Origin of the sequence: Amycolatopsis sp. YIM 10, assembly GCF_009429145.1 — a bacterium.
GTDB lineage: Bacteria > Actinomycetota > Actinomycetes > Mycobacteriales > Pseudonocardiaceae > Amycolatopsis.
The window spans coordinates 4,947,803-4,965,884 of the sequence record NZ_CP045480.1 but is presented as its reverse complement, the minus strand read 5'-3'; the positions used below and the strand labels follow the sequence as shown (position 1 = coordinate 4,965,884).

The 18,082-nt window shown below is 70.0% G+C and carries 21 protein-coding genes and 1 pseudogene; 8 read left to right on the top strand and 14 right to left on the bottom strand.

What is annotated here, in order from left to right; genetic code table 11:
- Nucleotides 1–21: 21 nt before the first annotated feature.
- The 6 genes from YIM_RS23650 to YIM_RS23625 all read right to left on the bottom strand — a co-directional run bounded on the left by YIM_RS23650 (nucleotide 22) and on the right by YIM_RS23625 (nucleotide 5,182).
- Nucleotides 22–912, bottom strand: a complete 891-nt coding sequence (locus tag YIM_RS23650; RefSeq protein WP_153032420.1) for a universal stress protein — start codon at nucleotides 910–912, stop codon at nucleotides 22–24.
- Nucleotides 912–1,523: an HPP family protein gene (locus YIM_RS23645; RefSeq protein WP_153032419.1), complete on the bottom strand. Its 612-nt coding sequence runs from the start codon at nucleotides 1,521–1,523 to the stop codon at nucleotides 912–914. Before YIM_RS23645 ends, YIM_RS23650 begins: the two co-directional genes overlap by 1 nt.
- Nucleotides 1,510–2,172, bottom strand: coding sequence for a CBS domain-containing protein (locus YIM_RS23640; RefSeq protein ID WP_153032418.1), 663 nt, complete (start codon nucleotides 2,170–2,172; stop codon nucleotides 1,510–1,512). Before YIM_RS23640 ends, YIM_RS23645 begins: the two co-directional genes overlap by 14 nt.
- Nucleotides 2,169–3,077 carry a universal stress protein gene (locus YIM_RS23635; protein WP_153032417.1) on the bottom strand — a complete coding sequence of 303 codons (909 nt, stop codon included), beginning with the start codon at nucleotides 3,075–3,077 and terminating at the stop codon, nucleotides 2,169–2,171. Before YIM_RS23635 ends, YIM_RS23640 begins: the two co-directional genes overlap by 4 nt.
- Before the next feature lie 102 nt (nucleotides 3,078–3,179).
- Complete coding sequence (locus YIM_RS23630) at nucleotides 3,180–4,184, bottom strand: zinc-binding alcohol dehydrogenase family protein (protein ID WP_153032416.1); 1,005 nt, start codon at nucleotides 4,182–4,184, stop codon at nucleotides 3,180–3,182.
- A gap of 56 nt (nucleotides 4,185–4,240) precedes the next feature.
- Complete coding sequence (locus tag YIM_RS23625) at nucleotides 4,241–5,182, bottom strand: nitroreductase family protein (RefSeq protein WP_153032415.1); 942 nt, start codon at nucleotides 5,180–5,182, stop codon at nucleotides 4,241–4,243.
- A 214-nt stretch (nucleotides 5,183–5,396) separates the two neighbouring features.
- Between YIM_RS23625 and YIM_RS23620 the strand changes: the two genes are divergently transcribed.
- The 3 genes from YIM_RS23620 to YIM_RS23610 are packed head-to-tail and all read left to right on the top strand — an operon-like array spanning nucleotide 5,397 to nucleotide 6,730.
- The gene (locus tag YIM_RS23620; protein WP_153032414.1) at nucleotides 5,397–5,957 is read left to right on the top strand and encodes a DoxX family protein; all 561 of its coding nucleotides are present in this window, start codon (nucleotides 5,397–5,399) and stop codon (nucleotides 5,955–5,957) included.
- 15 nt (nucleotides 5,958–5,972) lie between these two features.
- Complete coding sequence (locus YIM_RS23615; protein ID WP_153032413.1) at nucleotides 5,973–6,251, top strand: helix-turn-helix transcriptional regulator; 279 nt, start codon at nucleotides 5,973–5,975, stop codon at nucleotides 6,249–6,251.
- Nucleotides 6,248–6,730: an SRPBCC family protein gene (locus YIM_RS23610; protein WP_153032412.1), complete on the top strand. Its 483-nt coding sequence runs from the start codon at nucleotides 6,248–6,250 to the stop codon at nucleotides 6,728–6,730. The genes YIM_RS23615 and YIM_RS23610 overlap by 4 nt, the downstream gene beginning before the upstream one ends.
- Here YIM_RS23610 and YIM_RS23605 read toward each other — a convergent pair.
- Nucleotides 6,719–7,513 carry an MBL fold metallo-hydrolase gene (locus YIM_RS23605; protein ID WP_153032411.1) on the bottom strand — a complete coding sequence of 265 codons (795 nt, stop codon included), beginning with the start codon at nucleotides 7,511–7,513 and terminating at the stop codon, nucleotides 6,719–6,721. The genes YIM_RS23610 and YIM_RS23605 overlap by 12 nt on opposite strands.
- A 96-nt stretch (nucleotides 7,514–7,609) precedes the next feature.
- Here YIM_RS23605 and YIM_RS23600 point away from each other — a divergent pair, with 96 nt between their 5' ends.
- Nucleotides 7,610–8,212: a TetR/AcrR family transcriptional regulator gene (locus tag YIM_RS23600; protein ID WP_153032410.1), complete on the top strand. Its 603-nt coding sequence runs from the start codon at nucleotides 7,610–7,612 to the stop codon at nucleotides 8,210–8,212.
- Nucleotides 8,213–8,226: 14 nt separating this feature from the next.
- On the opposite strand, the gene YIM_RS23595 is transcribed toward YIM_RS23600, so the two are convergent.
- Entirely contained in the window at nucleotides 8,227–9,471 is a 1,245-nt protein-coding gene (locus YIM_RS23595) for an MFS transporter (RefSeq protein ID WP_153032409.1), read from the bottom strand.
- Between the two features lie 83 nt (nucleotides 9,472–9,554).
- Here YIM_RS23595 and YIM_RS23590 point away from each other — a divergent pair, with 83 nt between their 5' ends.
- Complete coding sequence (locus YIM_RS23590) at nucleotides 9,555–10,448, top strand: LysR family transcriptional regulator (protein WP_153032408.1); 894 nt, start codon at nucleotides 9,555–9,557, stop codon at nucleotides 10,446–10,448.
- Here the strand turns inward: YIM_RS23590 and YIM_RS23585 are convergent.
- Nucleotides 10,449–10,664, bottom strand: a pseudogene (locus tag YIM_RS23585) (dehydrogenase); the annotation flags it as partial.
- A gap of 174 nt (nucleotides 10,665–10,838) precedes the next feature.
- Nucleotides 10,839–11,114, bottom strand: coding sequence for a hypothetical protein (locus YIM_RS23580; RefSeq protein WP_153032407.1), 276 nt, complete (start codon nucleotides 11,112–11,114; stop codon nucleotides 10,839–10,841).
- A gap of 128 nt (nucleotides 11,115–11,242) precedes the next feature.
- On the opposite strand from YIM_RS23580, the gene YIM_RS23575 reads away from it, so the two are divergent.
- The gene (locus tag YIM_RS23575; RefSeq protein ID WP_153032406.1) at nucleotides 11,243–12,139 is read left to right on the top strand and encodes a 3,4-dioxygenase subunit beta; all 897 of its coding nucleotides are present in this window, start codon (nucleotides 11,243–11,245) and stop codon (nucleotides 12,137–12,139) included.
- 55 nt (nucleotides 12,140–12,194) lie between these two features.
- Here the strand turns inward: YIM_RS23575 and YIM_RS23570 are convergent, their stop codons facing one another.
- Complete coding sequence (locus YIM_RS23570) at nucleotides 12,195–13,463, bottom strand: cyclase family protein (protein WP_153032405.1); 1,269 nt, start codon at nucleotides 13,461–13,463, stop codon at nucleotides 12,195–12,197.
- A gap of 168 nt (nucleotides 13,464–13,631) precedes the next feature.
- On the opposite strand from YIM_RS23570, the gene YIM_RS23565 reads away from it, so the two are divergent.
- Nucleotides 13,632–15,032, top strand: a complete 1,401-nt coding sequence (locus YIM_RS23565) for a BNR repeat-containing protein (RefSeq protein ID WP_153032404.1) — start codon at nucleotides 13,632–13,634, stop codon at nucleotides 15,030–15,032.
- Between the two features lies 1 nt (nucleotide 15,033).
- Here YIM_RS23565 and YIM_RS23560 read toward each other — a convergent pair whose 3' ends face one another.
- On the bottom strand, nucleotides 15,034–16,215 hold the full coding sequence (locus YIM_RS23560) for an acyl-CoA dehydrogenase (RefSeq protein WP_153032403.1): 1,182 nt from the start codon (nucleotides 16,213–16,215) through the stop codon (nucleotides 15,034–15,036).
- A 160-nt stretch (nucleotides 16,216–16,375) separates the two neighbouring features.
- On the opposite strand from YIM_RS23560, the gene YIM_RS49700 reads away from it, so the two are divergent.
- Nucleotides 16,376–16,510, top strand: coding sequence for a hypothetical protein (locus YIM_RS49700; RefSeq protein ID WP_255463039.1), 135 nt, complete (start codon nucleotides 16,376–16,378; stop codon nucleotides 16,508–16,510).
- Nucleotides 16,511–16,529: 19 nt separating this feature from the next.
- On the opposite strand, the gene YIM_RS23555 is transcribed toward YIM_RS49700, so the two are convergent.
- Entirely contained in the window at nucleotides 16,530–16,976 is a 447-nt protein-coding gene (locus tag YIM_RS23555; protein ID WP_228004934.1) for a MaoC family dehydratase N-terminal domain-containing protein, read from the bottom strand.
- Nucleotides 16,973–17,956, bottom strand: coding sequence for a beta-ketoacyl-ACP synthase 3 (locus YIM_RS23550; RefSeq protein WP_153032402.1), 984 nt, complete (start codon nucleotides 17,954–17,956; stop codon nucleotides 16,973–16,975). The genes YIM_RS23555 and YIM_RS23550 overlap by 4 nt, the downstream gene beginning before the upstream one ends.
- Between the last annotated feature and the right edge of the window lie 126 nt (nucleotides 17,957–18,082).

Below are 18,082 nucleotides of genomic sequence, written 5' to 3'. Positions count from 1 at the left end.
CGACCCCGGCGGGGACCGCGGTCACTTCGCTTTCTCCGGGCGCACCACGAGCACCGGGCACTGCGCGTGCTGGATCATGGCCTGACTGGTGGAACCGAGCAACATGCCGGTGAACCCGCCGCGGCCACGGCTGCCCACGACAAGCAGCTGCGCCTGCGCGGAGTGCTCCAGCAGGGCGTGCCGAGGCCGGTCGCGGAGCAGTTCACGCCGGATCTCCACGGTCGGGTACTTCTCCTGCCACCCGGCCAGTCGCTGGGCGAGCAACCGCTCCTCCTCGTCGCGAATCGCCTCCCACGGCGACGGCAGCCGGGAGGCGCCGTAGAAATCGTCGTAGGTGACATCGCTCCACGCGTGCAGCGCCACCAGCGGCGCGTTCCGCAGCGACGCCTCCTCGAACGCCGTGGCCAGCGCCTGCTCGCTGTTCGGACTGCCGTCGACACCGACCACCACCGGCCCGGACACCGGCAGGTCACCGCTGTCCTCACGCATCCGGACCACCACCGCCGGACAGTGCGCGTGACTGGCCACCATGGCGGCCGTAGCCCCGACGAGCATGCCGGTGAACGCGCTGCGGCCGCTGTGTCCCACCACGATCATGCGAGCCTCGCGAGACAAGTCGATCAACAGCGGCACCGGCGGCTCGGTCGGCATATCCGTGGAGATACTGAGGTCCTCGACCACGCCTCGCGCGGTCCGCTCGGCGTCTTTGAGCACCTGTTCCCCCGCTTCGCGCAGGGAATCGATCAGCTTCGACGGGATCGCCAGCCCGCCGCCGTAGTACAGCTCGGTCGCGCGGAAGCCGTGCACGATGTGCAGGCCGAGGTGACGGCGACCAGCCTCCTGGGCGGCCCAGCGCACGGCGGTGCCGGACGCGGCCGAGCCGTCCACCCCGACGACGATCTTGTTCTCCATCACACAAGCCCTTCTCTGGATTCGGACACGGTGCGCGCGTCGATCACGCCGGGCACGGCCTGCGCGAGCAGGGTGGCCACGTGGCGGTCGGTTTCGCTGTCGTAGGCGTCGACGATGCGGACCACCCCGTCGTGGACTTCGACCTGCCAGCGGCCGGGGCCGCCGTAGATCTCCAGGTGGTGCCGGACGTCGGCGGCGATGTCGGTGTCGCTGCGGGCCAGCGCCCGAAGCACGTCCCGCCGGGTCACGATGCCGATCACGGTGGAACCGTCCACAATGGGCATCGCGCGGATGCGGTCGTCGAGCAGTGCGCGGCACAGATCGGCCACGTCGGCGCCGCTGCCCATGGCCACCGCCGGCGAGGTCATCAACGACGCCACGTCGAGATCGGGCACCGGGCGCGGGGTTTCGCGGCGCTGGTACCGGGTGTCGCGGGGCACGCGGTCACGGATCAGATCGGCTTCGGTGACGATGCCGATCAGCCGGTCGTCCTCGTCGATCACGGGCAGCGCGGTGAAACCGTGCTCGGCCAACAGCGAAGCGGCCTCCTTCGCGGAGGTGGTCGGCCGAACGGTGATCACCGGTGAGGTCATCAGCTCACGAGCGCGCATCGGCAGCCACCTCCGCGTCCTGCCACACGTAGTCGAGCCGGTTGTCCACGGCGACCACCCCGCGCACCTGCCCGATCCGCCTGCCCACCGGCGCGACCTCGCTACGCCGCTCGAGACGACCCGCCACGGTGACCACGCCGCTTTCCACCAGCACCCGCACCCGATCCGGACCGAGCGAGAACTCCCCCCACAGCACGGTGTTCTCGATCTCGTGCCGGATCTCCCCGTCGTCCCTGGCGAACACACTGACCAGGTCGTGCCGGGCCAGCACACCGACCGGTTTCCCGTCGCGGACCACAAACAGCCGCCGCACTCCCGTTTCGGCGAACCGCGCCGCCGCGGTGGTGAGCGAATCCCCGGCCTCCACCGTCAGCACCGGGGCACTCATCAACTCGGCCGCGATCCGGGCCGCCGTTTTCCGACGCTCCGCGCGGTGCACCAGCCGGTGCCACCGTTTCGGCCAGACCCGGTAGTGCGCCAGCAAATCCGCCTCGGAGACCACTCCGGCCAGCACACCCTCGGCATCGGTCACGCCGACGGCGCTGATCCGGTGGGCGGCCATGTTCTCCGCGATCTCCTTGAACGTCGCCGACAACCCCACCGTGACCGGGCCTGCGGTCATCACCGCGGCGACCGTGCTCAGGTTCATGACCGCGCTCCCTCCGGATGCGTGCGGACGACCATCACCGGGCAGTTCGCGTGATGGGCCAGCGCCTGGCTCGTCGAGCCGAGAACCAGTCCGGCGAACCCGCCACGCCCACGGCCGCCGACCACCACCAACTGCGCCTTGTTACTCAATTCGAGCAACTGCTGCCGGGGCCTGTCCCGCGCCACCACGCGCTCCACCTCGACATCCGGATACCGCTCCTGCCAGCCCGCAAGCCGTTCCGCGAGCAGACGCTCTTCCGCGGTGATGACCGACTCCCACTCGAAATAAGCGCTGCCCTCACTGAACAACCCCGCCGGGTCCGCATCGTGGCAACTGTGCAACGCGACCAACGGAACCCCCCGCAACGAAGCCTCAGCGAAGGCGTGCGCGATCGCCGCCTCACTCATCGGACTACCATCGACCCCGACCACCACCGGCCCTTCCTGCGGGCGACCACGATCACGGCCACGCACCACCACGACCGGGCACTCGGCCCCGGCCAGCACCGGGATCGACGTCGAACCGACCACCAGCCCGCGCACCACGCCACCGGGCTTGCCGAGCACGATCATCCGCACGTGGGTGGACACCTCGCGCAGCACCGACACCGACCCGAGCGGGCTCACCCTGGTCTGGACCGGCAGATCGGGCGCCATCTCGCGCGCGACGGCCTCGGCGTCGCGCACGATGTGCTCGGCGGCCTGCTTTTTGGCCTCCAGCCATTCCTGCGGCGGATACACCCGCATCGCGAAGGACACATCATCGAGCCCATAAGCGCTGAGGATGAACAACGGCGCGTGCAGCCGGACGGCTTCCTCCACCGCCCACCGCGTAGCCGCGAGCGCAGGCTCGGAACCATCGACCGCCACCACGACCGGTGGATTGCCCGTTGGTGACGCATTCATCGCCGTTCCCTCACCTTCGTTCGTTACCGACGAATCGAAGCTATCCGCGGGAACCGCGCCGGGAATGCGGCCGTTCTGCCCTTCCCGCGGGGACTTTGGCCGTCAGCGCGGGACCAGCACAGCCGCGCCGTCGACCCGGTCCGAGGCCAGGTCGGCGAGCGCGAGATCGGCGTGCATCAGCGGGTACTCGCTGGTGCTCACCTCGAGCCGGTGGTTCGCGGCGAAGGCGAAGAACTCCCGCGCGTCGGCGCGGGTGTTCGCGGTGACGCTGCGGACCTGCCGTTCCTGGAAAAGGTGACGCTGGTAGTCCAAGGCGGGGATCTCACTGAGATGGATACCCGCGATAGACAAGGTGCCACCGCGGTCGAGCGCGGCCAGCGCGGGCAGCACCAGCTCACCGACCGGCGCGAACAGGATCGCCGAATCCAGCGGCTCCGGCGGCGGATCCGCGGCCCCACCCGCCGAGGCGGCGCCCAGTGCCAGCGCCAGCTCCCTCGCGGCGAGGCTCCGGGTCATCACGTGCACCGTCGCCCCACCGGCGAGCGCCACCTGCGCGGCCAGGTGCGCACTCGCGCCGAGACCGTAGATCCCGAGTCGCCCACCCATCGGCAGCTCGGCCCGCTTCAGCGCACGGTAACCGATCACGCCGGCGCACAGCAACGGGGCCAGCTCGGTGTCCTCGTAGCCCGTGGGCAGCGGATGGGCGTAGGCCGACGGAACCACCGCGTACTCGGCATATCCACCATCGGCGTCCCACCCGGTATATGTCGAATGTGGACAGAGGTTCTCCGCGCCACGCAAGCAATACCGGCACGTCCCACAGGTCCCGCGCAGCCACGCGATCCCGGCCCGATCCCCGATGGCGAAGCCGCTCAGCTCACCACCGCCGGAATCCACCACCTCACCGACCACCTCGTGCCCGGGAATCACCGACGGACCGTGCGTACGGAGATCACCTTCGGCGACATGCAGATCGGTCCGGCACACACCACTGGCCAGCACCCGCACCAGCAGCTCACCCGGTCGCGGTTCCGGCAACGGCTCTTCCCGCAGCACAAGCGGACGGCTCTTGAGCGGCCCCGGCCGCCGGACTCGCCACGCACGCATAGCGCAACTCCTTCCGCCGTTGGTCTGCCGCCATTCCCGCTGTCACCGATCGGCTCTCAGGCCCCGGGACGGATCACCGCGACCGGACAACTGCCCTGTCCGGTCGAGCCAAGGGCGGGGGTCGGGTACCCGACCCGGATGAGCAGCTGGGGATAGCCCTCCAGGCCGAGCCGCTCGATCAGCCCGGCGCGGACCTCGGGCAGGTGCAGCGGCTGGGTCACCACGGACGCCACCAGGTCACCGGCCACCGCCTCGAGCCAGATCCGCTGCATCGCGGCGCCGGCGTGCAGGTGGTCCCGCCGCGTGTCGTCCGGGGTGAGCACCACGAGGAGTCCTTCCTGGGCCAGCCGGGCGGTGAAGGTGATCTCGTCCGGTACCCGCGTGCCATGCCGGACCAGGCCCGCCCACGGCAGGCTCATCCGGTCGGCGGACTCCGGCAACGCGGTCCACGCCGTCAGCTCACGCTGGTAGGCGGCGTCGTCCTGGAGCACACGGGCCGCGTAGCCGAGCAATTCGGCCAGGTCCGCGGATTCGTTCCGGTGATCGATCACCCGCGCCTGAGTGCCGTCCTCTCCGACCGCCTGGCTCAACGAACGCAGCCGATCGGCGTGCAGGCGGCTCAGCCGGAACGGTTGCCGGTAGCTGTGGCGCCGGAAAACGGCGTCGTAGCGGGCCGCGATCGAATCGGTCTTGTCGGCGCGCCCGGCCGCACGGACTTCGGCCACTAGATCCGGCCGGTCAGCCTGCGGAAACAGCGTGGTCTCCGCACCCCAGCCGAGTGCCCGCACGGTGGTCTCCAGGTTGACCAGGGCCGCCCCGCACGAAATCACCCGGTCCCGGCCCGTCGGATCGTGCCGCGGCAGCGACACCTCGAACCGCTCGTACAAGTCGACGAGATCACCTCGCGGCTCGATCGACCACGGCTGGGTGTTGTGCACCGAGGGCGCGTGGCCGACCGCACGCGCCAGCGCCCCGATCTCCGCAGTGGAGAAGTTCATCGCACGACCTCCGCAAAGTCTGTCCACCACTCTTGTCACCGGCGGCGCGGCCGGGCAGGGACCGCGGTCACCGGTTACAGGGCCTTTGGGCACCGCTGAGTCCGGACAGCTGCCCGGCGGCACGAAGCCCGGCCGATCGTCCCCGGCCGCGGGGACCTTCGCCCCCGGACAGGCCAAACCCGCCCCGCCAGGCTGGAATCCCCGAGCGGAAGGAATGACCACGTCGATCCGGGAATCCCGAGTCGCCGGCCCGGCGCGCGTGTCCACCGGTGCCGGTCAGTCGATCGCCGTGCTGCGCATCGCCACCGGCCTGCTGTTCCTGTGGGCCTTCGCCGACAAGGCGTTCGGCTGGGGCTACGCCACCCCGTCCGCCAATGCCTGGCTCAACGGCGGCTCCCCCACCAAGGGCTTCCTCAGCGGCGTCCACAGTGGACCATTCGCGGAAACCCTGCGCGGCTGGGCAGGCGCCTGGTGGGCGGACTGGCTGTTCATGATCGGCCTGCTCGGCATCGGCGTCGCCGTGGTGCTCGGCATCGGCCTGCGCGTCGCCGCGGTCACCGGCACGGTGATGATGCTGCTCATGTGGGTCGCGGAGTGGCCGCCCGCGCGCTTCACCGACACCGGCGAAGCGACCCGCTCCACCAACCCGGTCATCGAGTACCACCTGATCTACGCGCTGGTCCTCATCGTGCTCGCCGCCGTGTACGCCGGGCACACCTGGGGACTGGGAAGGCGCTGGGAGCAACTGGCCGGCGACCACCGTTGGCTGCTCTGAACCGTTCGTGACTCAATCGGTGATCCGAGCCGCCGCCAGATCCTGCGGCGCCTCGCCCAGCGGCCCCGGTCGGTCACCGAGATCGCCGACGAGCTGCCGATCAGCAGGCCCGCGGTGTCGCAGCACCTGCGGGTGCTGAAGGAGGCCCGCCTGGTGCTGGTCCGCCCGGTGGGCACGCGACGCATCTACGAGGTCGATCTCGACGGCCTCGCCACCCTGCGCGAGGAGCTGGACGAGTTCTGGGGCAACGCCCTGGAGAACTTCAAGCGAATCGCGGAAACGGGGCAACCATGACCAGCACGTCCGCCGACACCTCCGTACGGCGCGGGATCGAGGTCGCGGTCCCGATCGAGCGCGCCTTCGCCGTGTTCACCGAGAAGTTCGACCGGATCAAGCCCCGCCGGCACAACCTGCCGGCCGCGCCGATCGCCGAGACCGTCTTCGAAACCCGCGTCGGCGGCTCGGTCTACGACCGTGGCGAGGACGGGTCGGTGTGCCGCTGGGCGCGGGTGCTCGCGTTCGAGCCACCACACCGGTTCGTGATCAGCTGGGACATCAGTCCCCAGTGGCAGCTCGAAAGCGACCCCGGCCGGTGCAGCGAGGTCGAGGTGCGCTTCATCGCCGACGGACCGGACCGCACCAGGGTCGAACTCGAGCACCGCCATCTGGACCGCCACGGCGCGGGCTGGGAAAACGGCCGGGACGGCGTAGCCTCCGATGGCGGTTGGCCGCTCTACCTCCAGCGGTTCGCCGAGCTGACGTCAGGCGGGTAGTCCGCCGGCCAGATCCAGCCATTCGCCGATGGGCAGAACGCGTGCGCGCGCTCCGGCGTGCTCGCGGAATTCCGTCTCCGGGTCGGCGATTTCGACGTAGCCCGCGATCTTGTCCGGTTGCTCCGCCTCGTAGTGCATCGGCACCGCGTATCGGGCGTCGAGGATTTCCGCGGCCGCGGCGGCCTGTCTCGGGTCCAGCGCGGCGGGCAGCGGACTCGGCGGCTGGAGGTGCGGTGCGTCGACCACCGCACCGTTGGCGGGCAGGAACACCGCGTCGAACGGGCTGAACCGCCGCGCGATGAGCCACCAGTAGCCGTGGAACATCGTGTCGCCGCCGTGGAAAAGCCGCTGCCCCTCGGCTTCCACCACCCAGTTCAGCTGCGGATCCCCCAGCCCGTCAACGGCGGGAACCGCGGTGACGCGGAACGGCCCGGTGTCGCGAGTGGACCAGGTGTCCACGACCTCGGCAGCCAGTCCGCGCAGGGTCAGCTCGCGCTCGGCGAGCAGGGTCGTCACGTTGTCCACGTCGTCGCCGTGGCCGGGCGCCGGGCGGAACACCGGCGCCCCGGACGCCAGCACTTCCGCGAGCGCGGCCGCGTCGGTGTGGTCCCGGTGCAGGTGGGTGACCAGCGCGGCGGCGACCGTCCCACCCGGCATCGCCAGTCCCTCGCCGGGCTTCCATCCGGTGAACAGCGGCGAGAGGTCCCGCACGTAGTCGATCACCAGTCGCTCGCCGTCCGCCTCGAGTTCCAGCCCGGCCCAGCCCAGTCGTCGCACCCTCATCTCGCGCTCCATTCGTCTCGGTGAGGAGAGGACCGGAATTTAGCGTACGGGCGTTCACCAAATCAATAGCGAACGTGCGTACGCTATCCTCGTCGCATGTCACCGCGACGCTCAGCGACCGAAGCGCGGGCCACCCGGGGCCGGATCCTCGGCCGGGCCGCCGAGATCGCCTCCGAGGAAGGGCTGGACGGCATCACCATCGGCAGGCTCGCCGAGGAGCTGGAGATGAGCAAGTCCGGCGTGCACAAGCACTTCGGCACCAAGGAGACGCTGCAGATCTCCACTTTGGACAAGGCGTTCGTCGACTTCTGGCACCGGGTGGTCGAACCCGCACTGGCCGAGCCGCCGGGGCTGCGTCGGCTGCGCGTGGTGTGCGCCAACTCCGTTGACTACCTGGAAGAACCACTGCTGCCGGGCGGCTGCCTGATGACCGCCGCGCTCTCCGAGTACGACAGCCGCCCGGGCCGGGTCCGCGACGCCGTGGCCGAGGTGTGGTCGCGCTGGCGCGAACAGCTGCGGGCGGACCTGACCGCGGCGGTGGAGAAGGGCGAGCTGCCCGCCCGGTTCGACGTCGACCAGGCGCTGTTCGAGATCCTCGCCGCCGGACTGGCGCTGAACGCGGCCATGCAGCTCCAGCACGACCGGACCGCCGCCGGCCGCGCCCGCCGCGCGATCGAACGGGCCCTGGACCAGTCCTGATCGGTGCCCGGAGTTCACCGGTCGCCGTTCGTTTCGTGTGCCGCGGCCCGGCGGCGCAGTGCCGGGATGAGTGCCCGCTGAGCGACGAAGAGTACGACTCCGCCGATGGCGCACGCTGTTCCGAGAGCGGCGGGACCGGCCACGTCGAGCAGTGCGGTTCCGGCCAGCGGGCCGAGCACCGCGCCGACGCTCCAGGTGGTCGAGGCGAGGCCCATGTACCTGCCGCGCAGCTCGGCCGGTGCGAGTTCGGCGAAGGTGTCACCGAAGCGGACGGCGATGCCGATCTGGCCGAGGGTCCAGACCAGAACCGATCCGGCGAAGGCGGCGGGGCTGTGGCTCACCGCGCCGAGCGCGGCACCCAGCCCGGCCAGCAGCATCGACACGGCCGACACCGCGCTGCCGTTGCGACCGGCGAGCAGCCGGACCGCCCACGGCTGCAGGGCCACGATCGAGATCCCGTTCAACGCCAGCACCCCGCCGTAGGTCGCCGGGCCGAGACCACTGGCGGTCATCAGCAGCGGCAACGTGGTGAAGGTCTGCAGGAACAGCGTGAAGTACCCGGCGTGGATCGCCATCATCGCGAGCATCAACCGGTCCCGCAGCAGCACGGGCAGCAGCGCCCGCCGCGTCCGCACCGACCCGGCCGGACGGGTTTCGGGCACCTGACGCCAGACGATCAGCGCCGCGACAAGCGAGGCCACCACGTTGATCCAGAACAGCAGGCCGTAGCCGTACTTGGCCAGGATCCCGGCCATCACCGTGGCCACCGAGAAGCCGAGATTGGCCGCCCAGTAGAGCAACCCGAACGCACGGATTCGTTGTGCCGTCGGCAGATCGGCCACCGCGGCCGACCCGGCCGGGCGGAACAGCTCGATCGTCAGCCCGACCCCCACCGCGGCCGCCCAGATCCCGGGCATCGAATCCGCCGAGCCGAGCGCGGCCAGCGCCCCGGCGGCACCGATGAAGCCCACCAGCATCGTGTTGCGCCGCCCGATCCGGTCTCCCAGCCAGCCGCCGAGCAACTGGGAGCCGATGTCCCCGACGCCGACGGCCGCGACCACCGCTCCCGCGGTCGCGGGCGAGAGGTGCTGCGCCTGCGTCAGGTACAGCACCAGAAACGACCGCACCACACCACCGGCCCGGCCGACGAAGTGCGTGGCCGCCAGTGCCCAGACCAGTTTGGGCAGTCCCAGTTGCGGCCAGGACGGCCGCTTCGGAGCCGAGGTGACTGCCGGTTCGAGCGTGCTCGCGTTTGTCATGCCAATGACGCTAAGCCGCCGAAAGCATCACGAAAAGCGATAGAATCGGATCAAGACGATCGCCATCCCTTATGCTTGCCGTCATGGCGGACGTCGAACTGCGGTACCTGCGGGCCATGGCCGTGATCGCCGAAGAAGGCACCTTCGGCCAGGCGGCGACCCGGCTCGGCTACACCCAATCCTCGATCAGCCAGCAGATCGCCGCACTGGAGAAAGCCGTCGGCGGCCCGGTTTTCGACCGTCCCGGTGGGCCGAGGCCCGTCCGGATCACCCCGCTCGGCGAGGTGGTCCTGGCCCACGGCCGCGACCTGCTGGCGAAGGCCGACGTTCTCACCAACGCCGTCGACCGGTTCCGGGCGGGCAACGGGCGGATCGACATCGGCACCTTCCAGGGCGTCTCGAACCGCATCCTGCCCGTGGTCATCCGGCGCCTGCTGGACGAGCATCCCGGCTGCGACATCAGGCTCACCGACGTCAGGCCCGACGATCCCCGGATCGGGGAACTCGACCTGATGTTCCACGACGGCCCCGTCGAAGGAGATGTCCAGCACGTCAAGCTTTTCGACGAGCAGTACCTCCTGGTCGCGGGCGCGGGTGCGTTCCCGGCCGGGCCGGTGTCGGTGAAGCTGCTCGACGACGCGCCGATGGTCGCCTGGCCGCCCACCTACCATCAGCGGTGGCTGGAACGGACCTTCGCCCGCGCCGGCGCGCACCCGCGGTTCGTGTTCCGCACCACCGGCCACGAAACCATTCTGTCCATGGTGCGCGTCGGCATCGGCTGCGCCGTCCTGCCCTGGCTCGCCCTGCACGGCACCGACGCCTGGTCCGACGACCAGCTCAGCTTCCACCGGCTGAAGCCGTCACCGTCCCGCGAACTGGCCCTGCACTGGCCCGGCTGGCGGACCGAATCCCCGCTCGCGATCCGGACGCGGGAAATCACCATCGACGTCGCGCGCGATCTCGCCGAGCAGATGTAGTCACCAGGGGACGACGCCGTTGTCGTCGAAGAAGCCGCCGCGCGGTCCGCCGTCCGGCAGGGTGGCGAGCCGGCGGGCGTACTGGGCCGTGACGCTGTTGAGCATCGACTTCAACGGCGCGCAGGCGGCCATGGCCGGGCCGGTCTGGAGCATCGCGTTTGTCACCCGCACGGCACCGAAGACGTTCGTGTCCAAGACGGTACGGAGAACGTCGACGACCTCGCCGGGTTCGACACCGAGGACCTGTTCGTCGAGGGCCAGGTCGCGATCCTTCCCGCCAAGCATCCACTCGCATCACACGATCAGCTCATGCTGGCCGACGTCCGCGACGCGCCGGAGGTCACCACGGTGCTCGCCTGGCCGCCGAGCAGTCACTCACCGGCGGTCGCGTCACTCGTCCGCTCGGCGGCCGGGCTCCGCGGGCCGGTAGCGCCGTAGGCCCGATAGCTCCGGCGGATCGCCCGGCGACGGAGTCTCCGGGCTCCGCTCGGCCTCGATCCGGATTTCGATGTTCGTCTTGTGCGCGATCGGGTCCCAGATCTCCTCGAACGGTCCCATCAGTGACTGGCCGCCGCCGCGACGGCGCGCGCGCACGGCGTACCACGCGAATGCGCCCAGGAAGAGCGGCAAGCTGAGGAACGCGGCCACGGCTGGGAGGAACTCCATGCGATCGACAGTACAGTAACGCCGCGTTTCCAGAAACACCGTGTTACCGACTGCCCGCTGCCGGCGCCGACATGAACCCAACAGGATTCGCACAAGGAACGCACAGGAATCGGTGCGAGGGTCGTGACATGCGAGAACCCGAACTGACTTACGAGGGCCGGGCGCTGGCCCGGCCGGACGACGAAATCGTGGATCAAGGGCTCGGTTTCGACATCGGCACCCTGTTCAGCCGCCGCCGCGCGCTGCGTGTGCTGGGTCTCGGCGCGGCCGGTGTGGCGTTGACGGCGTGCGGTACCGGCTCCGACAGCAGCTCCGCCACCACGTCGAGCACCGCGTCGTCCCCGTCCTCCGCCGGGCTCGTGGAGATCCCGGACGAAACCGCCGGACCGTTCCCGGGCGACGGCTCGAACGGGCCCGACATCCTGGCCGAAAGCGGTGTCGTCCGCGGTGACATCCGTTCCAGCTTCGGCACCTCGACCACCACCGCGGCCGGTGTGCCGATGTCGCTGGAGCTGACCATCGCGAACCTGGCCCAGGGCGGCAGTGCCTTCGCCGGAGTCGCCGTCTACGTCTGGCACTGCGACCGCGACGGCAAGTACTCCATGTATTCCGATGGCGTCGAGAACGAGAACTACCTGCGGGGCGTGCAGATCGCCGACGACGGCGGGCGCGTCAAGTACACGAGCGTCTTCCCCGCCTGCTACGACGGCCGGTGGCCGCACATCCACTTCGAGGTCTATCCCGACCAGGCGAGCATCAGCGATTCGGCGAACGCCATCGCCATCTCCCAGGTCGCGCTGCCGAAGGACGTGTGCGAAAAGGTCTACGCGGAATCCGGCTACGGGCAGTCACGTTCGAAACTGGCCGAGGTCACGCTGACCGACGACAACGTCTTCGGCGACGACAGCGGCGCCACCCAGCTCGCCACCGTGACCGGCGACGTCACCAGCGGCTACACGGTCTCCCTCAACGTCGGCGTGGACACCACAACCAACCCGACCGGCGGGCCGCCACGCTCCCGATAAGGCCGGGTGCCGCCCGTTCGGGTGGTGGTTGAACGGGCGGCCCGCACCGGTCAGGTCAGTGGCGCCGAGGCTGTCCCAATGCCAGTGGAGGCGTGTTCCCCGCCGTCGCCCCTTCGGGGAACTGCGGGGTCACCGCGAAGACGAATTCGTACACCCGGTCGTCGGCCGGTCCGTCGAGCACATAGGACTCCCCGATCCGGATTCCGTTGCGCATCAGCAGTTCCTGGTGCACCGGGAAGGCCGACCCGTTGTCGTTGACCGGGTTGCCGAGCACCTCGAGCGCCCACGTGTCGCTCCCGATCACGGCGGGGCGGAACTGGGCCAGCCAGCGAGCTTCCCGCAGATAGATCCCGGGCATCCCGTTCGGCGCCTCCCACCGGAGGATGTCACCGGCGTCCCGGCGGGCGAGGAGCTGGTTCCAGCCCGTGCGGAACAGCACGACATCACCCGGCGAGATCCGGCCGATCCCGCCGAACTTCATCGCGGCCTTGATGTCCTCGACGGTGATCCGGTAGTTCTCCCGCAGCAACGGCTTGCCGTTGCTGGCCGGTTCGGCGAGGTCACCGGTCTTGCCCTCGGCCACCTTCATCCCGAGAATGTCCAGCAGCACACCACGGGTGGCGATCGGCCCCATGTGCTCGTTGCCCAGCTTGGTGACACCGTGCGCCGCGGCGAAGTCGGGGCCGCGGAAACCGTTGTAGTAATACTCCCCCGCGCCGATGTGACCGAGGTTGTCGGTCTGAGTCGCGATCTGAAAGGTCGAGGCCAGCGGTACCGGGTGCAGCGGCGACAATTCCGCCGCGAAACGTTCCTCGTGGTAGCTCAGTTTGTTGGCACCGAGCGGTTCCGTGGTCATCAGCACGCCGCCCGCCTCGAGAAACCCCGGCGGGGGCTGGTAACCGGCAATGGTGAGCCGCTGTTCGTGGATGCGGCGCGGATCGGTTTTGAACGCGGGGAAACCATTCCACATCAGCTCCCCCAGGTTGTACGTCCGCACCGGCTTCCCTGGTTTGAGCACACTCAGCGCCGACGCGGTCTTGGCAGCCGTCACCTCGTTGAACGCGCCTCGCTGGTCCCCGGCGCCGTACCGGCTCGGCGCCCAGTCCGCCAGGTTCGCCGGGTCGGAATAGTCGAAAGGCGTGTCGTCGAAATCGCCACCCGAGTCCGTCCCGGCCGGGCTGCCATCGCCGGTTTCAGCACTCGCCGGCCGCACCCCCGCGGACGAGGCGACCACAACGGCTCCGGCGGCACCTGCCATCCGGAGGGTGTCCCGCCGGTTGGTGCGATACTTCGAGAGGTAGTTCCGCAAAACGTCGGGGTTCATCCAAGACTCCTTTGTCGGTCCCGTTCCAGATAACACACCGCCCCGGTGGTGTCACCCCCGAAAAGACGGAACAGCGACGGCGGGAAATCGGTCCAGGTGGCGGTTCCGCCCGATCCGGTCAGGTCGCTACTCTCATCGGGAAAGCGCTGCGCGCGAAGGGGTTCATCCATGCTCCGCACGATGATCCTGCTGGTCACCTGCCTGGCACTGGTGTCACCGGCGGCCGTCCGAGCCGAACAACCCGCCCCGGGCGTGGCACTGCTGCGGGACACCCAGCTCGACCCGTCGGCGTTGTACTTCGTGTCCTACGACGGGCTGGTGAACAACCAGTCGTACCAGTCGGAGGCGATCCTCACCCACGCCGGCTACCAGTACACCGCCTGGTACACCGCGAACCGCGCCGCCGTGGTCGCCCGCCGCCAGCTGCCCGCCGGGACGTGGGAGAAGGCGGTCCTCCCGCACGCGCTGACCGTCAACGACTCGCACAACGTCATCTCGCTGGGCATCTCCCCCGCCGACGGACGCCTGCACGTGGCCATGGACGTGCACGACACGCCGGTGTTCTACGTCAAGTCCGAGGCCGGTCTGGTGTCGGCGCCCGCGTCGCGCGCCTGGTCCCCCGCCCGGTTCGGCGCGGTGCAGCGCACGCTGGACGGGGTGGACCTCGGCGGGATCAGCTACCCGCAGTTCGTGGTCACGCCGGAGAAGCGGCTGCAACTCAGCTACCGCACCGGTCGCTCCGGCAACGGCACCAACGAACTCGCCGAGTACGACGGCACGACGTGGCGCAAGCTCGGGAAGTGGTCATCCGCCACCGGTCCGTGGACCGCGCCGAACGGCGTGACCAGCACGACCCGCAACATGTACCTGCACGGTCTGACCTACGGCCCTGGCGGACGGCTGCACGCCGCGTTCACCTGGCGCGAGGGGAATTCCGGGGTGCTGTGCAACCCGGGCGGGCTGACCAACCACGACACCGGTTACGTCTACAGCGACGACCGGGGCCGCACCTGGCACCGGAACACCGGCCAGGTCGCCGGCACCACCGGCGGCTCGCCCGTCGCGGTGTCGCCCGATCTCGTGGTCGATCCGCTCGACCCGAACCACGGCCTGATGAACCAGGAAAGCCAGGCCGTCGACCGCACCGGCGCACCGCACGCGGTGATCAGCTACGTGCCCGGCCGGTTCACCCAGTGCGTCACCAGCTACGCCGCCGACCGCACCAACTGGGGCCGCTCGTTCCACGTATTCCGCGCCCCGGACGGATCGTGGACCAAGCGCGAGGTCCCGATCCAGCCGAACGCCACGGGCCGCACCCGCGTCGTGTTCGACCGCGACGACAACATCTACCTGATCATGCCGTTCGCCAGGATCGTCACCGCCTCCAAGGCCAGCGGCTGGACCGACTGGACCCTGGTCTTCGACCGGCCGAGCATGAACGTCTTCGGTGAGGTCAACGTCGACTACAGCCGCGTGGCCAGTGAAGGCGTGCTGTCCGTGCTCTACCAGCAACGCTCCACCGGAACCACCCCGTCGCCCATCCGGGTCGCGGACTTCAAGCTGGGTTAGCTCACGGCACCAGGTCGAGGAACTCCCAGTGCGCCCGCGGTTGTGCGCCGGTGAGCCACTTTCCGCAGTTCTGCAGGACCACCGGGCCGGACGTGATGTGCTGGGTTCCGGTGGCGAGATCACGCAGGAACCGGTCGATCGGCCCGCGCCGGATCGCCGCCGTGCCCGCCCATCGGTGGGCCGTCTGGCCGATGTCCCGCACGGTCCACGTGGTGTGGTTGAGCACCAGCCGGATCATCGTGTCCTGCTCGGTGCTCAGCAACTCCCCCGCGGCCAGGGTTTCCTCGTTGTCCCGCCACACGTCCATCGCCCATGCCCGCGCCGCGCGGAGCTTCGCCTCGGCGCTCGCGTACTCGGCGTGGAACTGCGCGGTGTCGACGGCGGCGTTGCGCGTACCGGACTTGGCCGCGGCGACCAGTTTCAGCTCGTCGAGCAGGCGCCGCCCGACACCGAGCGCCCAGGCGGTGTGCACGGTCGAGGCCATGTTCACCAGGCCGACGCGGTAGATCGCGCCCCCGTTGGCCGTTTCCTTCGTCGCCGCGGCATAGGTGTGCGTCGCCGGGACGAACACCTCCGCGCAGTGGTAGTCGATGCTGTTCGTCGCCCGCAACCCGGTCACGTCCCAGTTGTCCACCAGCTCCACCTGCGACTTCGGCATCGCCAGCACCCGGAGTTCGCCGGTGCCCTCGACCTGGATCGCGCTGTGGATGTGGGTGGCCAGCGACATCCCGGAGGCGAACTGCCAGCTGCCGCTCACCAGGAAGCCGCCGTCCACCGGGACGGCACGGCCGGGCCGCGTGCCGTGCCCGGCCAGCAACGCATGCTTGCCGCCAGCCACGTCGGGGAACAACTCCGCGGCCGCGACCGCGCCGAGATAGGCCGCCGTGGTGCTGGTGATCATCTGCAGCGCCATCATCGTCCAGCCCGCCGACGCGTCGTGGTAGCTGAGCCGCTCGTGGGTCTCGATCAGCTGACGCGGGGAGAACTCGTGGCCACCGAGGCTCTCCGGCAGTCCCGCCCGGACGATCCCCGCGTCCAGCAGCGCCCGCGCGGTGTCGTCGGTGAGCCTGCCGAGTTCCTCGGCCGCGTTGGCGTTCGACTCGACCAGCTCGCCGAGGGCGTCGATCCGTCGGAGCATCGCGGGGAATTCTTCGCTGGTGTGCAACCGGGCCGAGTCGGTCATGGGATGGGCGCTCCTCGCTGTCGGTACCACTCGCCGGTCACGGTACCGAGGAGTCACCACCACCGGGCACGGCACACACAGCGGCTCCACCGGCGTGCCCCAGCACCGGCCGGAGCCGGCTCCCGAGCGGGGTGAGTTCGTAGACCACGCGGACTCACCGGTGCCGACCTGGCCGCCGGGTTCGCCGCCCGCTCCCGTGGTCGGCGTCTACCAGGCCCTCAACGCCCAGACCGAGAACGTCATCAGCAGGAGCGGCAGCTCCGTCACCGGCTGGCTCGGCCGGGTCGCCACCTGAGCACCAGCTCGGTGTGTGCTCAGGTGCGCACCAGGAATCCCATCGTGACCTCGCAGACGTCGTTTTCCGCGTCATCGGCGATCCGCGCGCGCAGCACGCAGAGTTCGTTGGACGAGGTGGCCCGGATGTCGGTGATCGTCAGGGCCGTGGTCAGCCGGTCACCGGCGTGGATCGGGCGGTGGTAGCGGAAATCCTGGTCGCGGTGCACCAGCCGCCGGTAGTCCAGGCCCAGTTCCTCGTCACGCAGGATCCGCTCGGCGGCGGGCAGCGCGAGCAGGATCGGGAAGGTCGGCGGAGCGAGCACGTCCGGATAACCGTGCACCCTGGCCCACTCCGGGTCGAAGTACGCGGGCGCGTCCGCGCCGACGGCAGTGGCGAACTCCGCGATCTTCGCCCGGCTGACGACGTACACCTCCGACGGCGGATAGCTGCGCCCGGTGAAGTCCTGGTTCAGCACCGTGCTCACGGCAGCACCACGACCTGGGCCGCGTAGTTGAGCCCGGCGCCGAATCCGGCGAGCAGAGCGAGCGAGCCGGATTCGGCCGCGCCGGAGGCCAGCAGGGATTCCATCGCCAGCGGCACCGACGCCGCCGAGGTGTTCCCGGTGGTCACCACGTCGCGCGCGACCGCGGTGGTCTCCGGCAGGCCGAGGCCGTCGGCCATGATCTCGATCATCCGCAGGTTCGCCTGGTGCGGAACAAAAGCACCGAGGTCGGCCGCGCGCACGCCCGCCGCCTCCAGCGCCTGGCGGCAGGCGGGCAGCACCGAGCCGACCGCCCACCGGAACACGCGCTTGCCGTCCATCCGCATCACCGGCGCCGGTCCCGGCTCCGCCCACGGCCCGGTCATCCGCAACGCCTCCCGCGAGCCGAAGTCGGCACCCCGGACCACCGGCCCGAACCCGGGCGTGGCCGACGGTCCGACCACCGCCGCGCCGGCGCCGTCGGCGAAGAGGAAGGCGATCGTGCGATCGGCCGGGTCCACGATGTCGGTCATCCGCTCCGCCCCCACCACGAGCACGTGCCTGGCCTCACCGAGCCGGACCATGGCCGACGCCAGGCCGAGCGCGTGGCAGAATCCGGCGCACGCGGCGGACACGTCGAACCCGCCCGCGCGCCGCGTGCCGAGCCCCGCGCCCACCGCGGCCGCCAGCGGCGGGGTCTGCACCAGGTTCGACATGCTGGCGACCAGCACGCAGTCGAGGTCGGCCGGGTCCACTCCGGACTGCCCGCACGCCTTGGCCGCGGCCGCCACGGCCATCGACTCCAGCGTCTCGTCCGGTGCGGCGAACCGGCGCTCGCGGATGCCGGACCGCGTCTCGATCCACTCCTCGGTGGAGTCGATCCTGGTGCACATCTCGGCGTTGCCCACCACCGTGCGCGGCCGGTAGCCGCCCAGCCCGAGCAGTGCGGCGTGGCCGCCGGCGCCGGGCGAAACGATCTGCATGGAAAGAACCCCTTCCGTCCGATATGGACACTGTTGACACTGTTGACACTGCGAACAATCATCGGCGAGCAATTCACTGATTCGAGATTATCCCGCCGAGTTCTTGAGCACAACAATTCAGCGCGG

Excerpts from the sequence above, each read along its gene's own strand:
- YIM_RS23650 (WP_153032420.1), bottom strand. The coding sequence starts at position 912 with ATGGAGAACAAGATCGTCGTCGGGGTGGACGGCTCGGCCGCGTCCGGC.
- YIM_RS23645 (WP_153032419.1), bottom strand. The coding sequence starts at position 1,523 with ATGCGCGCTCGTGAGCTGATGACCTCACCGGTGATCACCGTTCGGCCG.
- YIM_RS23640 (WP_153032418.1), bottom strand. The coding sequence starts at position 2,172 with ATGAACCTGAGCACGGTCGCCGCGGTGATGACCGCAGGCCCGGTCACG.
- YIM_RS23635 (WP_153032417.1), bottom strand. The coding sequence starts at position 3,077 with ATGAATGCGTCACCAACGGGCAATCCACCGGTCGTGGTGGCGGTCGAT.
- YIM_RS23630 (WP_153032416.1), bottom strand. The coding sequence starts at position 4,184 with ATGCGTGCGTGGCGAGTCCGGCGGCCGGGGCCGCTCAAGAGCCGTCCG.
- YIM_RS23625 (WP_153032415.1), bottom strand. The coding sequence starts at position 5,182 with ATGAACTTCTCCACTGCGGAGATCGGGGCGCTGGCGCGTGCGGTCGGC.
- YIM_RS23620 (WP_153032414.1), top strand. The coding sequence starts at position 5,397 with ATGACCACGTCGATCCGGGAATCCCGAGTCGCCGGCCCGGCGCGCGTG.
- YIM_RS23610 (WP_153032412.1), top strand. The coding sequence starts at position 6,248 with ATGACCAGCACGTCCGCCGACACCTCCGTACGGCGCGGGATCGAGGTC.
- YIM_RS23605 (WP_153032411.1), bottom strand. The coding sequence starts at position 7,513 with ATGAGGGTGCGACGACTGGGCTGGGCCGGGCTGGAACTCGAGGCGGAC.
- YIM_RS23600 (WP_153032410.1), top strand. The coding sequence starts at position 7,610 with ATGTCACCGCGACGCTCAGCGACCGAAGCGCGGGCCACCCGGGGCCGG.
- YIM_RS23595 (WP_153032409.1), bottom strand. The coding sequence starts at position 9,471 with ATGACAAACGCGAGCACGCTCGAACCGGCAGTCACCTCGGCTCCGAAG.
- YIM_RS23590 (WP_153032408.1), top strand. The coding sequence starts at position 9,555 with ATGGCGGACGTCGAACTGCGGTACCTGCGGGCCATGGCCGTGATCGCC.
- YIM_RS23580 (WP_153032407.1), bottom strand. The coding sequence starts at position 11,114 with ATGGAGTTCCTCCCAGCCGTGGCCGCGTTCCTCAGCTTGCCGCTCTTC.
- YIM_RS23575 (WP_153032406.1), top strand. The coding sequence starts at position 11,243 with ATGCGAGAACCCGAACTGACTTACGAGGGCCGGGCGCTGGCCCGGCCG.
- YIM_RS23570 (WP_153032405.1), bottom strand. The coding sequence starts at position 13,463 with ATGAACCCCGACGTTTTGCGGAACTACCTCTCGAAGTATCGCACCAAC.
- YIM_RS23565 (WP_153032404.1), top strand. The coding sequence starts at position 13,632 with ATGCTCCGCACGATGATCCTGCTGGTCACCTGCCTGGCACTGGTGTCA.
- YIM_RS23560 (WP_153032403.1), bottom strand. The coding sequence starts at position 16,215 with ATGACCGACTCGGCCCGGTTGCACACCAGCGAAGAATTCCCCGCGATG.
- YIM_RS23550 (WP_153032402.1), bottom strand. The coding sequence starts at position 17,956 with ATGCAGATCGTTTCGCCCGGCGCCGGCGGCCACGCCGCACTGCTCGGG.